At 66.6% G+C, this 19,433-nt stretch carries 17 protein-coding genes; 9 read left to right on the top strand and 8 right to left on the bottom strand.

Annotated features, from left to right (window positions below; all coding sequences use genetic code 11):
• The first annotated feature begins 135 nt into the window (after nucleotides 1–135).
• Both C4N9_RS04955 and C4N9_RS04950 read left to right on the top strand, forming a co-directional pair.
• Nucleotides 136–936, top strand: a complete 801-nt coding sequence (locus C4N9_RS04955) for a phytanoyl-CoA dioxygenase family protein (protein WP_109532176.1) — start codon at nucleotides 136–138, stop codon at nucleotides 934–936.
• Nucleotides 933–1,154, top strand: coding sequence for a ribbon-helix-helix domain-containing protein (locus C4N9_RS04950; protein ID WP_109532175.1), 222 nt, complete (start codon nucleotides 933–935; stop codon nucleotides 1,152–1,154). The genes C4N9_RS04955 and C4N9_RS04950 overlap by 4 nt, the downstream gene beginning before the upstream one ends.
• Before the next feature lie 4 nt (nucleotides 1,155–1,158).
• On the opposite strand, the gene C4N9_RS04945 is transcribed toward C4N9_RS04950, so the two are convergent.
• The 3 genes from C4N9_RS04945 to C4N9_RS04935 are packed head-to-tail and all read right to left on the bottom strand — an operon-like array spanning nucleotide 1,159 to nucleotide 3,245.
• Nucleotides 1,159–1,677 (bottom strand): gamma carbonic anhydrase family protein, encoded by a 519-nt coding sequence (locus C4N9_RS04945; RefSeq protein ID WP_109532174.1) that lies wholly within the window; start codon nucleotides 1,675–1,677, stop codon nucleotides 1,159–1,161.
• Nucleotides 1,674–2,339 carry a guanylate kinase gene (gmk, locus tag C4N9_RS04940; protein ID WP_109532173.1) on the bottom strand — a complete coding sequence of 222 codons (666 nt, stop codon included), beginning with the start codon at nucleotides 2,337–2,339 and terminating at the stop codon, nucleotides 1,674–1,676. Before gmk ends, C4N9_RS04945 begins: the two co-directional genes overlap by 4 nt.
• A 3-nt stretch (nucleotides 2,340–2,342) precedes the next feature.
• Nucleotides 2,343–3,245: a YicC/YloC family endoribonuclease gene (locus C4N9_RS04935; RefSeq protein WP_245902459.1), complete on the bottom strand. Its 903-nt coding sequence runs from the start codon at nucleotides 3,243–3,245 to the stop codon at nucleotides 2,343–2,345.
• A 168-nt stretch (nucleotides 3,246–3,413) separates the two neighbouring features.
• Between C4N9_RS04935 and C4N9_RS04930 the strand changes: the two genes are divergently transcribed.
• The gene (locus tag C4N9_RS04930) at nucleotides 3,414–4,115 is read left to right on the top strand and encodes a PAS domain-containing protein (protein ID WP_109532171.1); all 702 of its coding nucleotides are present in this window, start codon (nucleotides 3,414–3,416) and stop codon (nucleotides 4,113–4,115) included.
• Between the two features lie 95 nt (nucleotides 4,116–4,210).
• On the opposite strand, the gene C4N9_RS04925 is transcribed toward C4N9_RS04930, so the two are convergent.
• Complete coding sequence (locus C4N9_RS04925) at nucleotides 4,211–5,581, bottom strand: class II 3-deoxy-7-phosphoheptulonate synthase (RefSeq protein WP_109532170.1); 1,371 nt, start codon at nucleotides 5,579–5,581, stop codon at nucleotides 4,211–4,213.
• A 319-nt stretch (nucleotides 5,582–5,900) separates the two neighbouring features.
• Here C4N9_RS04925 and C4N9_RS04920 point away from each other — a divergent pair, with 319 nt between their 5' ends.
• The 3 genes from C4N9_RS04920 to C4N9_RS04910 all read left to right on the top strand — a co-directional run bounded on the left by C4N9_RS04920 (nucleotide 5,901) and on the right by C4N9_RS04910 (nucleotide 8,058).
• Nucleotides 5,901–6,953, top strand: a complete 1,053-nt coding sequence (locus C4N9_RS04920; protein ID WP_370225395.1) for a GlxA family transcriptional regulator — start codon at nucleotides 5,901–5,903, stop codon at nucleotides 6,951–6,953.
• Nucleotides 6,954–7,090: 137 nt separating this feature from the next.
• Nucleotides 7,091–7,477, top strand: a complete 387-nt coding sequence (locus tag C4N9_RS04915; RefSeq protein ID WP_109532168.1) for a hypothetical protein — start codon at nucleotides 7,091–7,093, stop codon at nucleotides 7,475–7,477.
• A 5-nt stretch (nucleotides 7,478–7,482) separates the two neighbouring features.
• On the top strand, nucleotides 7,483–8,058 hold the full coding sequence (locus C4N9_RS04910; protein ID WP_425440793.1) for a nucleotidyltransferase family protein: 576 nt from the start codon (nucleotides 7,483–7,485) through the stop codon (nucleotides 8,056–8,058).
• Between the two features lie 115 nt (nucleotides 8,059–8,173).
• On the opposite strand, the gene C4N9_RS04905 is transcribed toward C4N9_RS04910, so the two are convergent.
• From C4N9_RS04905 to fumC, 3 genes are all read right to left on the bottom strand, one after another.
• Nucleotides 8,174–8,359, bottom strand: coding sequence for a DUF4169 family protein (locus tag C4N9_RS04905; protein ID WP_109532166.1), 186 nt, complete (start codon nucleotides 8,357–8,359; stop codon nucleotides 8,174–8,176).
• Nucleotides 8,360–8,372: 13 nt separating this feature from the next.
• Nucleotides 8,373–9,269 carry a KPN_02809 family neutral zinc metallopeptidase gene (gene ypfJ / locus C4N9_RS04900; RefSeq protein ID WP_109532165.1) on the bottom strand — a complete coding sequence of 299 codons (897 nt, stop codon included), beginning with the start codon at nucleotides 9,267–9,269 and terminating at the stop codon, nucleotides 8,373–8,375.
• A 143-nt stretch (nucleotides 9,270–9,412) separates the two neighbouring features.
• On the bottom strand, nucleotides 9,413–10,807 hold the full coding sequence (fumC, locus tag C4N9_RS04895) for a class II fumarate hydratase (RefSeq protein ID WP_109532164.1): 1,395 nt from the start codon (nucleotides 10,805–10,807) through the stop codon (nucleotides 9,413–9,415).
• A 331-nt stretch (nucleotides 10,808–11,138) separates the two neighbouring features.
• Between fumC and C4N9_RS04890 the strand changes: the two genes are divergently transcribed.
• A complete protein-coding gene (locus C4N9_RS04890) occupies nucleotides 11,139–12,908 on the top strand; it encodes a hypothetical protein (RefSeq protein WP_109532163.1) in 1,770 nt (589 codons plus the stop codon).
• A 13-nt stretch (nucleotides 12,909–12,921) separates the two neighbouring features.
• A complete protein-coding gene (locus C4N9_RS04885) occupies nucleotides 12,922–13,914 on the top strand; it encodes a hypothetical protein (protein WP_109532162.1) in 993 nt (330 codons plus the stop codon).
• A 120-nt stretch (nucleotides 13,915–14,034) separates the two neighbouring features.
• Here the strand turns inward: C4N9_RS04885 and C4N9_RS04880 are convergent, their stop codons facing one another.
• On the bottom strand, nucleotides 14,035–14,886 hold the full coding sequence (locus tag C4N9_RS04880) for an urea carboxylase-associated family protein (protein ID WP_210403978.1): 852 nt from the start codon (nucleotides 14,884–14,886) through the stop codon (nucleotides 14,035–14,037).
• A gap of 238 nt (nucleotides 14,887–15,124) precedes the next feature.
• Here C4N9_RS04880 and C4N9_RS04875 point away from each other — a divergent pair, with 238 nt between their 5' ends.
• On the top strand, nucleotides 15,125–19,414 hold the full coding sequence (locus C4N9_RS04875; RefSeq protein ID WP_168192118.1) for a PAS domain S-box protein: 4,290 nt from the start codon (nucleotides 15,125–15,127) through the stop codon (nucleotides 19,412–19,414).
• The last annotated feature ends 19 nt before the right edge of the window (nucleotides 19,415–19,433 follow it).

Here is a 19,433-nt window from a genome sequence, read left to right as displayed (position 1 = left end):
TCATTCTGCCCGAAATACTCCCGAGGGGGCCCGGGGGAGCGGAGCCTCCCCCGGACGCAAACCAAACGCGCAGCGCCCGATTGACTCACCCCCGCCCGCGTCGCAGTGTCCCCCCGACCGACAGGAGCCCATCCCATGCCCACAGATCTCGTCTCACCCGATGACATCGCGGCCTTCCCGCGCGACGGGGCCATCGTCATTCGGGGGCTGTGGACCGATTGGATCGATACGATCGCGCAGGGGATCGAGCGCAACCTGGCCGAGCCTGGCCCCTACGCGGCCGAGAATCTCAAGCCCGGCGAGGGCGGGCGGTTCTTCGACGATTATTGCAACTGGCAGCGGATCCCCGAATTCGGCGACGTGATCCGCAACTCTCCGGTCGCGCAGGTCGCCGCCGCGCTGATGGGGTCGAAAAGCGTTCAGCTGTTCCACGATCACGTGCTGATCAAGGAGCCGGGCACCGCGAAGCCCACGCCCTGGCATCAGGACGGGCCCTATTACTTCGTCGAGGGCGCGCAGACCGTCAGTTTCTGGGCGCCGATGGAGCCCGTCACCACCGCCACGCTGCGCTGCGTCGCAGGCTCGCATCTGTGGGACAAGCCGGTTCTGCCGACCCGCTGGCTGGCCGAGACCGCGTTCTATCCCGATCCCGACGCCTATCGCCCCGTGCCCGATCCCGATGCCGAAGGGATGCGGGTGCTGGAATGGGCGCTGGAGCCGGGCGATGCGGTCGCGTTCGATTTCCGCACCCTGCACGGCGCGCGCGGCAATACCACGGATCGCCGCCGCCGGGCCTTTTCGCTGCGGCTTCTGGGTGACGATGCGCGTTATGTCGAGCGGCCGGGCCGCACCTCGCCCCCCTTCCCCGGCCACGACATGCGCCCGGGTCAAAGGCTGCGCGAAGACTGGTTCCCAATGCTGCTTGAGGACGCATGAGCCGGCCCGAGAAGCACTCGCTCACGCTCAAGGGCCACCGCACCTCGGTTTCGCTGGAACCGGAATTCTGGGAGGCCTTCCGCGGCTATGCCAAGCGGCGCGGACAGGGAATCAACGAATGCGCGGCCGAGATCGACGCGGCGCGGGGCGATACCGGGCTGGCAGGCGCGATCCGGCTGGCCGTGTTGCGCGACCTGACAGCCCGGCTGCCGGGCTGAGGCGTCAGAGCGCGCGCAGCCCGTCGCGGAAGCGGCGCATATTCGCCTGATAGCCCGCAGCCGAGGCTTTCAGCCGGGTGATCGCCGCCGCGTCAAGCTCGCGCACCACCTTGCCGGGCGAGCCCATCACAAGGCTGCCGTCGGGGATGCGCTTGCCCTCGGTGATCAGCGCGCCCGCGCCGATCAGGCAGTTCTTGCCGATCACCGCGCCGTTCAGGATGGTGGCGCCCATGCCGATCAGCGTTTCGTCGCCGATGGTGCAGCCATGCAGGATGACATTGTGCCCGATCGTGCAATCGCGACCGATGCTCAGCGGATAGCCCATATCGGTATGCAGCGTGCAGCCTTCCTGCACGTTCGAGCCTGCGCCGATCTCGATCCATTCGTTGTCGCCGCGCAGGGTGGCCGTGAACCAGACCGAGGAACCCGCCGCCATCCGCACCCGGCCGATCACATTGGCATCGGGCGCGACCCAGCTATCGGCGTCGATCTCGGGCGTGACATCTTCCAGCGCGTAGATCATGAGACGGCTCCTGTGCTGCGGGTTTCGAATTCGGCGTTCAGCGCGCGGACGAAATCGCTGAGCCCCGGCTGGCGGTCGCGGCGCATCCGCTCGGCGCGCAGGATCGTGCGAAGCTCTTCCTCGGCCTGATCCAGATCGTGGTTCACCACGACGTAATCGTATTCCGCCCAATGGCTGATCTCGTCGCGACTTTTCGCCATGCGCCCGGCGATGACCGCGTCGCTGTCCTGCGCGCGGGTGCGCAGGCGCGCTTCCAGATCGGCGATCGAGGGCGGCAGGATGAAGATCGACACCACGTCGCGGCCCAGCGAGGAATTGCGCACCTGCTGGCCGCCCTGCCAGTCGATATCGAAGAGCGTATCGCGGCCTTCGGCGCTGGCGGCTTCGACCGGGCCCTTGGGGGTGCCGTAGAAATTGCCGAATACTTCGGCATGTTCCAGCATCCCGCCCGAGGCCACGAGCGCGGCGAACTCGTCCTTCGACTTGAAGTAATACTCGACCCCTTCGCTTTCGCCCGGCCGGGGCGCGCGGGTGGTGGCGCTGACCGAGAATTTCAGCGACGGGTCCCAGGCCATCAGCCGCCGCGCCAGCGTCGATTTCCCCGCGCCCGAGGGCGAGGACAGGATGATCAGAAGACCGCGGCGCGACGGATGGGGGGCCATGGGCTACTCCAGATTTTGCACTTGCTCGCGCATCTGGTCGATGACGGTCTTGAGGTCAAGCCCGATCCGCGTCAGCTCGGCGCTCTGGGCCTTGGCACACAAGGTGTTGGCCTCGCGGTTGAATTCCTGCATCAGGAAATCCAGCTTGCGGCCGATCGGCCCGTCTTCGCCCAGAAGCGCCCGCGCCGCGCCGACATGCGCGTCCAGCCGGTCGAGCTCTTCGGTAATGTCGGTCTTGACCGCGATCAGGGCCAGTTCCTGCTCCAGCCGTCCGGCATCGACACCGGGCGCCACCTCGCCCAGCCGTGCGAGCGCGGTTTTCAGGGTTTCGGCCTGATCCGCGCGCCTGACCGGAAGGGCGCGCCGCGCTTCGGCGGCGAGCGCCTCGATCCGGTCCACCTGCGCCGCGATCACCGCGCCAAGCGCCGCACCCTCGCTGGCGCGCGCGGCCTCGAACGCGTCGATGAGCGGTCCGGCGCGGTCCAGAAGCGCGGCGACCAGCGCCACCTGTGCCTCGGCATCGAGCGGGGTATCGGGGCCGGTCTCGACCACGCCCTTCAGCGCAAGCAGGTCGCCGGCATTCATCGGCGCCAGCCCCAGCCCGCGGGCTTCGGCCTGCGTCTCGGCGGCGATGACCATCTCGACCGCCGCCGCCAGAGCCTGCGGATTGAGTCGGAGCGCCGCGCCGCTTTCGGCCCGAACCAACTTTAACGCCATGGTCACGTTGCCACGTTTCAGCCGCATTCCGAGCATTTTCCGCAGGCTCGACTCAAGCCCGTCCAGCCAGTCTGGCAGCCGAAACCGCAGGTCGAGCCCCCGGCCATTGACCGCGCGCAGGTCCCATTGGCACCCGTAAGTGACCGAGTTGACGTGGATTTCTTCGCTCGCCGCGGCGTAGCCTGTCATCGACTTAACCATATCTTCAGAAATCGCCCCCACACGCGGAAATTACGGCTAGATTAAGGCAACAGTAAGAAATCACAATCAAAGGTAAATGCCCGGCTGACCCCTGAGCCACCGCCGCCCGAATGGGCCGGCGCCGCGAAAGGTCAGCCCGGCGCCAAGGAGCAGAGCATGTCTGATCGCCCTTCCGGTTCCGGATCCGAACGCGCGCCGCAGCCCGGCGCTCCTGTCATCGCCCTGCCCCGGTCCGGGCGCAGCGAGGCGCCCGATTTCCCCGCCGCCCGCCATGTTCAGGACCATTGGAACGCCCTGCGCGGCGCCAGGCTTTGCCCCGAGCGGGCCGAGATCGACCCCAAGCCGCTGGCCCATTGTCTGGACGTGATGTTCATCGCCGAACTGGTCGCGCCCAGCGTCGCGCGGCTGCGGCTGACGGGTCAGCAACTGAGTGATCTTCTGGGCATGGACCCGCGCGGGATGCCTCTCAGCGTGTTCCTGACCGCCGAGGCTCGCGACGAGCTGGGCGGCGCGCTGGAACAGGTGGCGAAGGGCGCGCGCGCTGTGCTGCCGTTGCGTTCGGATACGGGGCTGCGCCAGCCCGCGCTGGACGGCGTGCTGGTGCTCTTGCCGCTGACCGATACCAAGGGGCAGATCACGCGCATTCTCGGCGTTCTGGAAACGCGCGGTCCCGCGGGTCGCGCACCGCGCCGCTTCCGGCTGACCGCGCCGGTGCAGACGGCCCGCGACACCGGCCCCGCGCTGGTAACCGGCAAGGTAACGCCGCCGCAACGACCAGCTGCGGTTGCGCCGGGGCGCCCGCTTGCCCGTCCCGCCGCGCCGCCGCGCTTCCGCGTCATTCAGGGTGGCAAGGCCTGAGCAAGCCGCCTTCATCCCGAAAAACCTGTCGAGCCACGAAAAAAGCGGCGACCGTCCCCCGGTCGCCGCCCGTTTTCGTCCTGTCGCGGCTCGGTTCAGACCGCCTTGCGCTGCATTTCCTTGCGGCGCTCGGACAGTTCCTCGGCCACGAGGAAGGCAAGCTCCAGCGATTGCGAGGCGTTGAGACGCGGGTCACAGGCGGTGTGATAGCGGCTCGACAGATCCTCGTCCGTCACCGCGCGCAGGCCGCCCGTGCATTCGGTCACGTCCTTGCCGGTCATCTCGAAATGCACGCCGCCGGGGATCGTGCCTTCGGATTTGTGAACGGCAAAGAAGTCGCGGACTTCCTGCAGCACGCGCTCGAACGGCCGGGTCTTGAAGCCCGAGTCCGACTTGATCGTGTTGCCGTGCATCGGGTCGCAGGTCCACAGCACGTTGGCGCCCGCCTCGCGCACGGTGCGGATCAGGCGCGGCAGGTGCTCGGTCGACTTGCCCGCGCCGAAACGCGCGATCAGCGTCAGGCGGCCGAACTCGTTCTCGGGGTTCAGCTTGGCCATCAGGACCTTCAGATCCTCGGAGGTCATCGAGGGCCCGCATTTCAGACCGATCGGGTTCTGCACGCCGCGCGCGAATTCGACATGCGCGCCGTCTGGCTGCCGCGTGCGGTCGCCGATCCAGATCATGTGGCCCGACCCCGCGACCGGCAGGCCGGTGGTGGAGTCGATCCGGCACAGGGCCTCTTCGTATTCCAGCAGCAGCGCTTCGTGCGAGGTGAAGAAGTCCACCGTCGACATCGCGCCCATCGTGTCCTTGGTCACGCCCGCGGCCGTCATGAAGTCCAGCGCGTCCGAGATCCGGTCCGACAGTGCCTTGTACTTCTCGGCATCCTCGGACTTGGTGAAACCCAGCGTCCAGCTATGCACGCGGTGGATATCGGCGAAGCCGCCCTTTGAAAAAGCCCGCAGCAGGTTCAGCGAGGCCGAGGCCTGCGTATAGGCCTGCAGCATCCGCTGCGGATCGGGCACCCGCGCGGCCTCGGTGAAATCGAAACCGTTGATGATGTCCCCCCGGTAGCTGGGCAGTTCGACCCCGCCCAGCGTCTCGGTCGGTGCCGAGCGCGGTTTGGCGAACTGGCCCGCCATGCGGCCCACCTTCACCACCGGCACTTTCGCGCCATAGGTCAGCACGACCGCCATCTGCAAGAGCACCTTGAAGGTGTCGCGGATGAGGTCCGCGTTGAATTCCGAGAAGCTTTCGGCGCAATCGCCGCCCTGCAGCAGGAACGCCCGGCCCTGAGCGGCCTCGCCCAGCTTGCGCTTCAATTCGCGCGCCTCGCCGGCAAAGACCAGCGGGGGAAAGTTCGCCAGCTGTGCCTCGACCGCGTTCAGCGCGGCCGAGTCGGGATAATCGGGCATCTGGATGCGCTCTTTCGCGCGCCAGGCCGACTTGCTCCAGGCTTCGGTCATCGTGTCCTCCGTCGATGCACGCCGACGTCCCGAGAACCCGGCGGAATCCTCGTGTCAGCGGTAGCATCGGCTCTTACACCCGCCCGAAGTCCTTGCAAACCCGCAACTCGCAAAAACGCGCGCGCGCGGGTTCTTGCGGAAGATCGGGTTTTCGTGTTGGAATCATTCCAGTCGGCCCTCGCCCCGCGACCCGGCCCCTTCACCGGATGACGAGATGAGCGATACTCCCGCCTCACGGCGCAACCCTGCCCCCGCCGCCAGCAAGCTGCCAGGTATCCGCACCGGAGCTGCCGCGCATTCGGTCCGATCTCCGGCGACGGTGACGGCCCCGGCGGCGAAACGCACGCAATCGGCGCCTGCGCGGCAGCGGCATTTCGTCTTCGTGCTGCTCAACCAGTTCACCATGCTGTCTTTCGCCGCGGCGATCGAACCTCTGCGCATCGCCAACCGGATGAGCGGCCAGGCGCTCTATCGCTGGAGCCTCGTCAGCGCCACGGGCGGCGAGGTGTCGTGTTCGAACGGCACCCGGGTGATGGTGGACGGGCCGCTTTGCGAAACGGGTCGCGACGATATCGTCATCATCTGCGGCGGCATCGACGTACGCACCAATACCACCCCGCCCGTGGTCAACTGGCTGCGCAAGGTGGCGCGCAAGGGCGCGGTGATCGGCGGGCTGTGCACCGGCGCGCATACGCTCGCTGAAGCGGGGCTACTGGAGAACCGCCGCGCGACGATCCACTGGGAAAACCGCGACGGCTTCCTTGAGGAATTCACCGATACCGAGCTGACGAAATCGGTCTTCGTGATCGACGGCAACCGGCTGACGGCAGCGGGCGGCACGGCGGCCATCGACCTTGTTCTGACGATGATCGCCGACGATCACGGCAAGGATCTGGCCAATTCGGTGGCCGATCAGCTGATCTACACCACAATCCGCACCGACCGCGACATCCAGCGCCTGTCGATCCCCACCCGCATCGGCGTGCGCCATCCCCGCCTGTCGCGGGTGATCGAGCGGATGGAGCAATCCATCGAAGAGCCCGTCTCGCCCGCCGATCTGGCCGAGGAAGTCGGCATGTCGACGCGTCAGCTCGAACGGTTGTTCCGGCGTTACCTGAACCGCTCGCCCAAGCGTTACTACATGGAATTGCGGCTTGCCCGCGCGCGCAACCTGCTGATGCAGACCGAATTGTCGGTGATCAACGTGGCGCTGGCCTGCGGTTTCACCTCGCCGTCGCATTTCTCGAAATGCTACCGCGCGCAATATGGCACGACGCCTTACCGTGAACGCGGTGCGCATGGGCTCGATGACGAGCTCGGCGCCGAGCCCGGGGACGAGGATCCGCTCGGCGATCTTGACGATCTCGACTGAGCGGCGGCGCGTCGGCATTGTCCTGACCGGCGGGAACCCACCGTCGCGCGCGGGATCCGGTCCGCGGCCGCTGGTCAATCGCCGCGCCGCCCCCTACCTTCCTGCCGACACGTATCACAGCCCGAGGTTTCACCCCGATGACCCTGCGCCCCTTTGCCGCCTGCTTCGCCATCGCCTTCGCCTCCTGCGCCGGGGCGAATGAGGAATTGCGCATCGTCGATTGCAGCTACACGACCGAATGCGACCTGTCCTCGGCCGAATGCGTGTCGGGCACGGACGAAATCCTGTCCTTTACCATGGTCATGGAGACCGATGGCGACGATGTCTGGTACGAGGGCGAGCGCGACCTGCCGCCGATGAAACAGACCTTTACCGAGGATGGCGTGATGGTCGTCCATGATGCCCGCCGCTCGACGCTGACCAGCATCGGCGCGAATGGCGTCTCGGTGCATTCCTCGAACCTGATCCTGCTCGCCAGCCAGATGCGCGCCTCGCAATGGGCGGGCACCTGCCGGACACGGTAAATCGCGTGGCAGACCTTGCCTGCGTGCTACTGGCCGCCGGTTCTTCGCGCCGGATGCGAGGCGCCGACAAGCTGCTCGAGCCGGTCGACGGGATGCCCTTGCTGCGCCGTCAGGCGCTGGCGCTGCTGGCGGCGGGCTGTGGACCGGTCGCGGTGACGCTGCCGCCGGATCGCCCCGCCCGCGTGGCGGCGCTGGAAGGTCTGACATTGCAGATCCTGCCTGTCCCCGACGCTGCAAGCGGCATGAGCGCGTCCCTGCGGCGGGCGGCGGAATGGGCTGCCGGCCGGCCACTGATGGTCGTGCCCGCCGATATGCCCGAGATCACGGCCGACGATTTCACCCGTATCGCCAAGGCGTTCGACGGCGCAACCCCGCTGCGCGGCTCCGCCGAGGATGGCACGCCGGGGCATCCCGTGGTGTTTCCTGCCGCATTACTCGGGTCGTTGGCGGATCTTCACGGCGACGAAGGCGCGCGGTCGGTTCTGAAAGCGCATCCGGCTGCCTTGCTGGCCCTGCCCGGAGAGCACGCGGTGACGGATCTGGATACGCCCGAGGCCTGGGCCGCGTGGCGGGCGCGCTAGCGGGACCAACCCCCGCGCAGATTTAAATGCGGGGCCAGCCCCCGCACAGGTTTGATTGCGGGGGCCAGCCCCCGCACCCCCGGGATATCTGGAGAACAAAGATGGGCGGTCGGGCTCAGGACCTGTCGGGGTCACGTTTGTGACCGTCCAGTTCGCGCGCGGATTTCTCGCTTCGAGCCTTTGCCAGCTCTTTCTGCGCCTTGCTCAGCCCGTGCTGCGCGGCGTTGGCATCGGCCCTGGTCCGCGCGGTCTCCCGCGCGGCCTGTTTGCGCCGGGTCCTGAGGTTGATGATCTCGGCCATCGTCTCGTCTCCCTTACAAGTTGCGCGCCGAGAACGTGTCGCACCGGCCCGGATCGCCCGAGCGGTAGCCGGTGAAGAACCATGTCTGACGCTGCTCGGCGCTGCCATGGGTGAAGCTGTCGGGGACGACGCGTCCTCCGGCCGAGCGCTGCAGCGTATCGTCGCCGATGGCGGCGGCGGTGTCGAGCGCTTCGCGGATATCGGCCTCGGTCACCTGAAGCCCGGCGGCGGCGCGGCTGGCCCAGACCCCGGCATAGCAATCGGCCTGCAATTCCAGCCGCACCGAAAGCGCGTTTGCCTGCCTCTCGTCCGCGCGCTGGCGCTCGGCATTCACCTGCCCCAGCGTGCCGGTGAGGTTCTGGACGTGATGGGCGACTTCATGCGCGATGACATAGGCATTGGCGAAATCGCCGCCCGCGCCCATGCGCTGTTCCAGCACCCGGAAGAACGAGGTGTCGAGATACACGCGCCGGTCGCCCGGGCAATAGAACGGCCCCATCGCCGCCTGCGCCATACCGCAGGCCGAACCGGTGCCGCCGGAATAAAGGACCAACGTGGTGGGTGTGTAGCGTTCGCCGGAAGCCGCGAAAATCTCGGACCAGACCTGTTCGGTCTCGCCCAGCATGGTGGCGACGAAGGCTTCTTCGTCATCGTCGATCGTGTTGGGGCCGGCGGGTGCGGCGCCTTGCGTGGCATAGCCGCCCTGCGATCCGCCCAGCAACCCGGTCATGTCGACGCCGAAATAGGCGCCGATCAGCAACACGACGATGGTAGCGAAGATCCCCATCGGGCTGCCGCGCCCGCCCCCCCGGCGACCGACGCGGATACCGGGCATGCCCGCCTGGCGGAAACCGCCGCCGCGGCGCCGGTCCTCGATATGGCTGCTGGTCCGTTTTCCGCGCCATTGCATGGCCTGATCTCCCCTGTGCCACGCATGTTCCTATGACCGCGCGACAAGAGCAACGTCGCTTGCGGCCCTTCGGTTCCCGCGCGTGGAACGCGCATGAAAAAAGCGGCCCCTCGGGACCGCTTTTCCTGCCTGCGTTGCGTGGATCAGCCCTTGGGGCCGATCATGTCCTCAGGCCGCACGATGCGGTCGAAGGTCTCGCCATCGACATAGCCGAGCGCGATCGCTTCCTCGCGCAGGGTCGTGCCGTTCTTGTGCGCGGTCTTGGCGACCTTGGTCGCGGCGTCGTAGCCGATGGTCGGCGCCAGCGCCGTCACCAGCATCAGCGATTCCTTCATCAGCTTTTCGATCCGCGCGGTATTGGCCTGCGTGCCCACGACCATGTTGTCGGTGAAGGCCGAGGCCGAATCGCCCAGAAGCTGCATCGATTGCAGCACGTTGTAGGACATCATCGGGTTGTAGACATTGAGCTCGAAATGCCCCTGCGACCCGGCCATGCCGACGGCGGCGTCATTGCCCATGACATGCGCGCAGACCATGGTCAGCGCTTCGGCCTGCGTCGGGTTCACCTTGCCGGGCATGATCGACGAGCCGGGCTCGTTTTCCGGCAGGATCAGCTCGCCCAGCCCCGAGCGCGGGCCCGACCCCAGAAGCCGCATGTCGTTGGCGATCTTGAACAGCGACGCGGCGACGGTCTTCAGCGCGCCCGAGAACATGACCATCGCGTCATGCGCGGCCAGCGCTTCGAACTTGTTGGGCGCGGTGACGAAGGGAAGACCGGTGATCGTGGCGATCTCCGCCGCGACCTTCTCGGCAAAGCCCTTGCGGGTGTTCAGCCCGGTCCCCACCGCGGTGCCGCCCTGCGCCAGTTCGTAGATGTCGGGCAGGCACATTTCCACGCGCTTGATCCCCTGCGCCACCTGATGCGCGTAGCCGCCGAATTCCTGGCCCAGCGTCAGCGGCGTCGCATCCTGCGTATGGGTGCGGCCGATCTTGATGATATCCTTGAACTCTTCCGACTTCGCGGCGAGCGCCGCGTGCAGCTTCTTCAACCCCGGCAGCAGCACATCGCGCGCCTGCATGCCGATGGCGACATGCATCGCCGTCGGGAAAGTGTCGTTCGAGGACTGGCCCATATTGCAATGGTCGTTGGGGTGAACCGGCTTCTTCGAGCCCTTCTCGCCGCCCAGCATCTCGATCGCGCGGTTCGAGATCACCTCGTTCGCGTTCATGTTCGATTGCGTGCCCGAGCCTGTCTGCCACACGACCAGCGGGAAGTTGTCGTCGAACTTGCCCTCGATCACCTCGGTCGCGGCAGCCTTGATCGCGTCGGCCAGCGTCTTGTCCAGATCGCCGAACCCTTCGTTGACCGTCGCCGCCGCTTTCTTCACCACACCCAGCGCGCGGATGATCGGCACCGGCTGCTTTTCCCAGCCGATGGGAAAGTTCATGATCGAACGCTGGGTCTGGGCGCCCCAGTACTTGTCGGCGGGAACTTCCAGCGGGCCGAAGCTGTCGGTCTCGGTGCGGGTCGCGGTCATGGGACACTCCTCGGGTGATTTGGCGTCGTCATAGCCAGCACCGGCCCGGAAATCAATCGGTATGCCGTTGCATGCCGGAACTGGCCTCATACGTGGCTGCGCAGCACCAAGACTTGTCTTCACGCGGACATAAAGTTTCCGTGACAAGTTGCCGAAATTCAACACTTCCGCACTGTTCTTCCGGCTGGCCCCGGCGTGATTTGCGCGCTGAGCGGCTTTGTTGCAGGCTCGCCGCCGATACGTGTCGCGGGACCGGGCGCGGGGTTTTTCAGGCCCGCCGCAGCCGCCCCGGGACGCCGTGGCCGTGACAGTAATTTTCAGGAGTAAGACATTGATCAACCCCGGCTCCCTGGCCCCCGACCGTGCCCCCTTCCGCAAGGCGGCCTCGCTTCTGGCCCTGGTCGCCGGCTCTGCGGTGATGGCCCCGGCCCCGGCGGCCTGGGCTGACACGATGGCGCCGTGGTACATGCCCGCTGCCGACCGCGCCGCCCAGTTCGCCGAGTTCCGCGAGGATTTCCGCCGCACGGTCATCGAGTTTCAGCCCTTCCGCGCCGAGCTGAACGGCATCGGCGAAGATGGCACGCCGCTGCGTCTGATTTCGCTCAACCCCTATGTGAATGCATGGTTCGTGCTGGAAACCGGCGAGGGCCGTTCGCTGCGCCAGTGGCATCTCGAGAACGCGGCGCCCGAACTCTTCACCATCGCCCTGTCCGAGGACGGGCGCAGCCTGCAGATCGAGAGCGAGGCGGGCACCGTCACCTGCGCCCCGTGGGAGGGCGAGCTGGAAGCGGCCGCCGCCGCCAATATCCCCTATTCGCCGATCTGCGAACAACGCATGTTCCTGCGCAATCAGGGTTCGGGCAGCCGCACCACGCGCGAAGCGGTGACCGAGTTCCTGCGCGGCTACGTGCCGTTCGGGGAAAGCCTGATCAACCTGATCAAGGACACGCTCTACGAAGATGCCTATCTTACCTCGGCCCAGACCATGGACGAGGCCGAGGCGGGCGCCGCCGTGGCGCTTCTGGGCACCGCCGATCTGCGCAGCCACCCGGTGATGCGCTCGAATCTGCGCGTCGATCTGGTCGGCGCGGATTCGACGGCGATGGAGGCCGGCAGCTGGTACGCGGTGCAGAACGCGCCGGGTATCTACGCCTCGGTCGTGCAGCCCGGCATGGTCAGCCAGGAGGTGCTGTCCGTCTCCGGCGCCAACGGGCTCGACGGGGTCGAGAACCGCTCGGACGTGCATATGTGGGCCTTCGACATGTCGCGCTTCGACCTGCGCTACGAAATCGGCACCTCGCATCCCGAAGTCGACTGGTCGCCCCGCCCCTCGGGCGCGGGCCGCGATTACAACCTCCCCGGCCCCGACGGCTTCGGCACGGTCGATCCGCTCAACATGACCGGCATGCTGAACCCGATCTTCATGGACAGGCTCGCGGGCATCTTCGCGGGCGGCTTCAAGCGCGATCACGGCGCGTGGCGGCTGACGGATTTCGCCTATACCAACCATGGGCACCATTACGGCTTTGTGGTGAACGGCGTCGTGCTGTCGCGGCTGCAGCCGGGGCTGGCCACGCTCTATGTCCTGCAGGACGGCACCGTGCAGATGGAGACATGGTCCGAAGATCTCGATTTCCTGCTGCCGCATATCCGCTTCGCGCGTCAGAACGGGACGCCGATCATCGAACCCGACGAAAACGGCGTGGGCGTTCCTGGCAGCCAGGTGCGCAGCTGGATGGGCGGCAACTGGTCGGGCTCGGCCGAGGCGCAACTGCGCACGCTGCGCTCGGGCGTCTGCATGCGCACGATCGAAGGCCGCCAGTTCCTGCAATACGCGGTCTTCATGTCGGTCACGCCCTCGGGCATGGCGCGCACCTTCCAGGCCTATCACTGCGATTACGCGATGCTTCTCGACATGAACTCGCTCGACCTGACCTATTCGGCGATCTACCCGCGCGAGGCAGGCTCGGAAGATTTCGACATTGTCCATCTCGACCGCCGCATGGCCGAATCCGATTCGCGTCACCGCGACGGCACCCCGATGGGCCGCTTCATCGAGTTTTCGGATAACCGCGACTTCTTCTACCTTCTGCGCCGCTGAGGAGAGCCCGCACATGACCCGACTGACACACCTGGCCCTGGCGCTGTCGATGGCGCTCGCGCCGCTCGCCGCGCAGGCCCAGACGCTGGCGCAGAACAACGAGACGATGTTCCGCCAGATGCAGGAATGGCGCGGCGTCCCGGATGCGGCGATGGGCCGGATCCGCGCGATCTTCGGCGAAAGCCCCTATATCGGCCAGGGCAACCCGGCGGTCACGCAGCACCCGATGACCCCCGAGGAAGCCGCGCAGCGCCAGGGCGGCTCGGTCGACAGCGTGCGCCGCGCCTATCGCAACGCCCGGTTCGAGCGGATCTGCGGCCACCCGTTCGAGGTCCCGCTCTACGATCCGCAAAGCCAGCAACCCGAAGACGCCACCGTCTGCGCCTTCATGTTCGAATATCCCAATGTCCCGCTGACCTATCCGGTCACATGGGTGCGCGCCGATCAGGCCGCACGCCTCTGCGCCGCGGAAGGCGCGCGGATCGGCGACGCGCATGAATGGGAAGGCGCCGCCGCCGGGCGTCTCACGCCGCCCGATTACAATTTCGCGCTGGGATCGGTGCAGGCGATGCGGTCATGGCACAACAACCGCTATGCCGGCGAACGCGGGGTCTACTCGATCGGCGAATGGCGTTCGGGCGTCTGCGCCACGGGGTCGTTCAAGACGCCGGGCTGCAATGGCGGCGACTGGCGCGGCTGCGGGTCGAACACCTATCCCTCGGGCTCGTTCCCGCAATGCCACTCGCCCCTGGGCGTCTACGACATCGACGGCAACGCGGCCGAACACATGAACCTGCCGCTGAGCGAGGATCAGATGGCCTCGCGCGGGTCGACCACGCTCGGCGTGACCGAGATGAAGGGCTCGTGGTTCATCTGGGACCAGATCCGCGCGCATGAACACTGGGCCCGCTGGCGCGCGCCTTACTGGCACGGCACCCGCGTCATGTCGACATCGAGCCACATGAACTATCACCTGGGCTTCCGCTGCTTCCGCGACGTGCGCTGACGCGACATTCGGAACAGATGCCGGATCAGCGCTTCGTTGACCCGGCATCTTTGCGCCGGAAATATCCTCGGGGGTGAATTTGCCGACAGGCAAAGAGGGGGCAGACAGCCCCCTGCCCGCCTACCGTCCGTGCGAGCCGTCATAGCCGTTGAGCGCCGGCGGCGTCCAGTCGCCCAGCACCGCGGCGGGCGTTTCGAACACATCGATCTGGAGCGGATGGCAGGCGGCGCTGTCCGAGGAATGTTCCGCGCCACAATCCCCGCCCGGGCAGGCCGACAGCACGCCCAGAAGGTCGATCTCGGCGAAGAACTCCACGTGGTCGCCGGGGCGCACGGGGCTTGCCTTCATGAAATACTGCCCGGTTTCCTCGGTGAAGCCCGTGCACATGAACACGTTGAGCACGTCATGCACCCGCGTCTCGGCCTCGGCCACGCCCTCGGCTTCCAGCGCGCGGGTCAGGTTCGAATGACAGCAATGATGATACATGTCCCCGCCCGAAAGCTGCCAATGCGTATAGGGATCGCAGCGCGTGCCGATCACGTCGTGGACCCGTCCGCCGAAGGCATCGCGCCCGTACCAGCCCAGGGTATCGGCGACCATCGTGGCCATCGGGCGCAGATGCGGAAAGCCCGACCACATCCGGTGTCCCACCGAAAGATGCGTGCCGTGCAACGCGCGGGTCTTGCCGGAATAGAAGCGCTCAACCGGATCGGCGGCGCTGAACAGGTTGAGATCGCCCACCTGCGGCCCCTCGATACAGGTAATGCGGAAAAAGCCCCCGGCAGGGACATGGAACGCTCCGCCATCGCGGGCGGGGATGGTGTGACGCGCGACCGGCTGCGCGGCATCGCGGAACCGCGCGTACCGGGCAAGGTCGGGCGCGGGCAGGCTGTCTGTCGGATAGCAGATCACCGGCGCCACGTCGCGCCGGGCCTGTGCGTCCCCGGGCGGCGTCAGGTCGGATGGGGTCATGGGCGGGTCTCCTTCTGGACGGCCATCTTGGCCTCAGCTTGATGGCAGCGTGCACCGCTGACAAGCAGGCGGAGCGGGGTCTTGGTGGCCCTGCGCGCTGTTGTGAGCCGCACGCCCGTCCGAAGCTCTTTCGGCGCCCGTTCGGGAGCCCCGACAATTTGTTGACCGAAATTCAAGCTGGAAGCGTTTGAAGAGAATGATATGCTCGCCTGAGATGAGACCGCGAGGATTCCGGCATATGGACGACGGCCGAAACCTGGCAAGCCGCGACGACGACTCGGCACGCGACGGCGGCGCCCACGAGGTGGTGATCCGGGCCCTCGGTCGGTTGCTGCGCGCCGAAACGGATGACCTGTACACGGCTATCGACGACGTGCTCGCCAGCCTGTGTTCGGCGCTGACCGGCCAGCTGGGCTGCCTGTACCTTCCGCTCTGGAACCGCGCCGAGGATCGTCAGCCTGCGACTCGGCACGCCGAGGCGACGACATCGGACGCGGCATCGGAGGGGGAATGGCGGCTGGCGCATCTGATGGGCGAGGCCGCGGCCCAAGGCGGCGCACCGGCCGATCCCCGCTTTTGCACCGCCCTGGCCGCAGCTTTGTCCGAAGGCGGTCAAAGCGATGACGGCCGAAATTTCCGGGGCCGGGCGATCGCGGATTGCGCGCGTCTTCCCGAGGGGGCGCTCCGGGACGGGCTTGAGGCGCAGGGGATGCAGTCCGCGCTGATCGAACCGCTGCTCGACAAGGGCGGGCTGGCCGGCATCCTGTGCGTGATGCGCAAGGCCCGCGGCAGCTTCACCGGGACCGAGGAATGGATCTTGCAATCCGTCGCGAGCGGGCTTTCAGCCGCGCTGAAGCGCGCCGGGGCCGAACATCGCCGCCGTCACACCCTGTTCGAGGCCGCCAACAAATCGGCGCGATTGCGCGACGCGCTGGCGGGAATGCCCGAATTCCTGATCGAAACCGATTCCGAGGGGCGATGCATCGATTACCACCTGCCCGAACGCGGCCTGCGCCCGGCCAATGTCGCGCAGATGATCGGCACCCTGCCCGAGGACAACCTGCCCGCGACGCAGGCCGCCCAGGTGCGCCACTGCATGGAACAGGCGCGCCAGGGCATGGATTGCACGGTGCCGCGCTTCACGCTCGACACCCATCGCGGGCCACGCACCTATGACATGATCGTCGTCTACCGGCCCAAGCTAGGCGGCAGCGACGGGTTCGTTCTTCGCCTGCGCGACGTCACGCACGAGTTGAGAAGCGAGGGCGACCCCGAAAACAGCTTGCTGGCCACCGTGACGGGACAGATGACCAATCTGGTCACGGTCCTCGATTCGGAATCCCGGATCGTCTGGGCCAATCCTGCCGTTACCCAGCAGGCGGGATGCTCTTTGGAGCAGCTCCGCGGCTGGCATTATGCCGAGCTTCTCGACCGTACTCTTGACCCCGATGCCCATGACCGCGTCCTCGACGCGCTGTCCCGGCGCGAGGCCGCGCAGATCGAAATGCGCCGGACCACCGCCGACCGCCGCGAGATCTGGGTCGAGCTGGGGATCCGGCCGCTGACCGACCATGACGGCCGCAACGGCGAGTTCCTGGTCATCGAGAACGAGATTACAGGGCGCAAGCGCCATGAAAGCGAGCTGTCGCGCCTCGCGCACGAGGCCGAGGCGGCGCATACGCGGCTGCATGCGGCGATCGACGCGATGCAGGACGGATTCGCCCTGTTCGATGCCGACGACCGGCTGGTGATCTGCAACGAACGCTACCGGTCGTATATTCCCCGCGTCCGCCATATGGTCAAACCGGGCGTCACCTTCGAAGAGATTGCCCGCGCCTGCGCGGCGACGGGCGAGCTGGTCTCTGCCGACGCCGGAACCGAGGGATTCGTGAAAGACCGGCTCAGGCATCACCGCGATGCGGCGAGCCATTATGACCTGCATTTCACCGATGGGCGCTGCATCCGCGCCTACGAGGCGCCGACCCCCGATGGCGGGCGCGTGGGGATGCGTGTCGATATCACCGCCCTGAAGCAGGCCGAGCAACGGCTTTCGGACATCATCGAAAGCGCCGAGATCGGGACATGGGAATTCGACATCGGATCCGGCACGACCGAAATCAACAAGTTCTGGTGGCAGATGCTGGGCTATGTCTCGGCAGGCACCTCGCGGCTGGACCGTGACCTCTGGGATTCGCTCATCCATCCCGAAGACAATGAAGCCATGAAGGCGATGCTGCGCGAAATGCGCAACGGCGCTCTGGATGCGGTCGCGGTCGAGATCCGGCTGAAGCATCAGGAGGGCCATTGGGTCAGCGTCCTGTGCCGGGGCCGCGTCAGCCATCGCACGCCCGATGGCGAGCCCCAGCGTATCAGTGGAATCGGGCTGGACCTGACACAACGGCGTCGGGTCGAGGAGCGGCTGCGCACGATTCTCGAAGCCTCGTCCGTCGGGACATGGGAGCTCGATTGCCGGAGCGGGCGCGTCACCATCGACGCGCAATACGCGGCCATGCTGGGCTACACGCTGGAAGAATTGCTGCCCTGGACCCGCGACAAGTTCGAAGCCCTTGTCCATCCTGAGGATCTGAAGCGGCTGCATGCCAATGTGTCGGGGCTCTATGGCACCGACACGATGTCGGCCAGCCACGAATTCCGCATCCGCCACCGCGACGGCCACTGGATCTGGGTCCTGTCCGAAACCCATGTCCAGAGCTGGTCCAGTCCCGGCGTGGCGGCCGAAGAATCGGGCGTGCATATCGACATCACCAAGCGCAAGCTGCGCGAAGCGGCGCTGAGCGAGGCGAAACAGGCGCTGGAAACGGCGCTCGATGCGCAGCGCGTGAGCCAGCAGCGCTATACCGATATCGCCGAGGCCAGCGACGAATGGTTCTGGGAAATCGCGCCCGGCGGGCTGATCACGCATCTGACCTCGGGCTTTCAGCGTACCACGCAGATCCCCGCCAGCCTGTTCATCGGCCGTACGCTGACCTCGCTGGGCCTGGTGCCCGGATCGGCGCATGCCAAGGGCGACTGGGACAAGGTGATGCGCCATGCCGCCGCTCATGAGCGATTCAGCGGGCTTCTGTTTTGCTTCCACCCGCCGCGCCGCACGAAGCCCATCTGGCTGCGCTGCTCGGGCGGGCCGTTCTACGATGCCAACGGCAAGTATGCAGGCTATCGCGGCGTCGGCTCGAACGTGACCGAACTGATCGCCACCGCCGAACGCGCCGAGGCCGCGAGCGAGGCGAAATCGCGCTTCCTTGCCAATATGAGCCACGAATTGCGCACGCCGCTGACCGGCGTTCTGGGGATGACCGACCTTCTGGGCGAAACCAGCCTCAGCTCCCAGCAGCGCGACATGATCTCGGTCATCCGCGACAGCGGCGAGGGGCTGCTGGCGATTCTGAACGACATTCTCGACCTCGCGAAGATCGAAGCGGGGAAAATGACGATCGAGAACCAGCCTTTCGTTCCCCGGGCGTTGTCCGACCGCGTGAAAGCATTGTTCGAGCACCGCGCGGCGGGGGCCGGGCTGACGCTGTTCACCAGCGTCGGCGCGGGGTGCGATATATCGCGCGTCGGCGATGCGAACCGGATGCTGCAGATCCTGCATAACCTTGTGGGGAACGCGATCAAGTTCACACGTGCGGGATCCATTACCTTGACCATCAATGTTGATCCCGGCGACGCCCAGATGCTGGAAATCGTGGTAGAAGACACGGGAATCGGCATGACGGAAGAACAGGTCGCCAAGGTGTTCGACGAGTTCGAACAGGCCGAATCCTCGACCGCGCGCCGCTTTGGCGGCACCGGGCTGGGTCTGTCGATCACCCGGCGCCTGACGGAACTGATGGGCGGGGACATCCGGCTGGAAAGCGAAATCGATCGGGGCACCACGGTCTCGCTGCGCCTCCCTGCCCCTCTGGAAAGCGACGCGGACGCCCTACATTCCCCCGTGATCGTGCCCGAACCGGCCCCGTTGTCCCCCCCGGTTCAGGCTCATGTGCCGAGCGAAGACAGAAAGGTTGTTGGCGTGCCCCATCCAGATCCCAGGCACCAATCCCGCCCTGAACCCGCCAAGCGCGACGAGATGAACCTGCGGATGCCGGTTGCCGAAGACCGCGCCAACCTGCCGCTGACGGGCATGCGTCTGTTGGTGGCCGATGACAACGCGACCAACCGCACGATCCTCGAAGCGCTGCTCGCCATGCAGGGCGCCGAGATCACGCTGGCCGAAGACGGGCAACATGCCTGCGAACTCTACCAGCCCGGCGCCTTCCATGCCGTGCTGCTGGATATCTCGATGCCGGTCGTCGACGGCATCGCCGCGCTCAACAAGATCCGCGCGATCGAAGCCCAGACAGACGCGCCCCCGGTTCCCGCCCTCGCCGTGACCGCGAACGCGATGCAGCACCAGATCGACGAGTATTTCGCGGCGGGATTCGTCGGCCATGTGCCCAAACCCTTCCGCAAGGACGCGCTGACCGAAACGCTGGCGAAGATCCTCAGCGACGCGCCCGACGCGTGACGGCCTGATCAGGCGAAAC

Origin of the sequence: Pararhodobacter marinus, from assembly GCF_003122215.1 — a bacterium.
Lineage (GTDB): Bacteria > Pseudomonadota > Alphaproteobacteria > Rhodobacterales > Rhodobacteraceae > Pararhodobacter > Pararhodobacter marinus.
The sequence above is the reverse complement of the archived record's forward strand: the minus strand, read 5'-3'. Positions and strand labels throughout refer to the sequence as shown.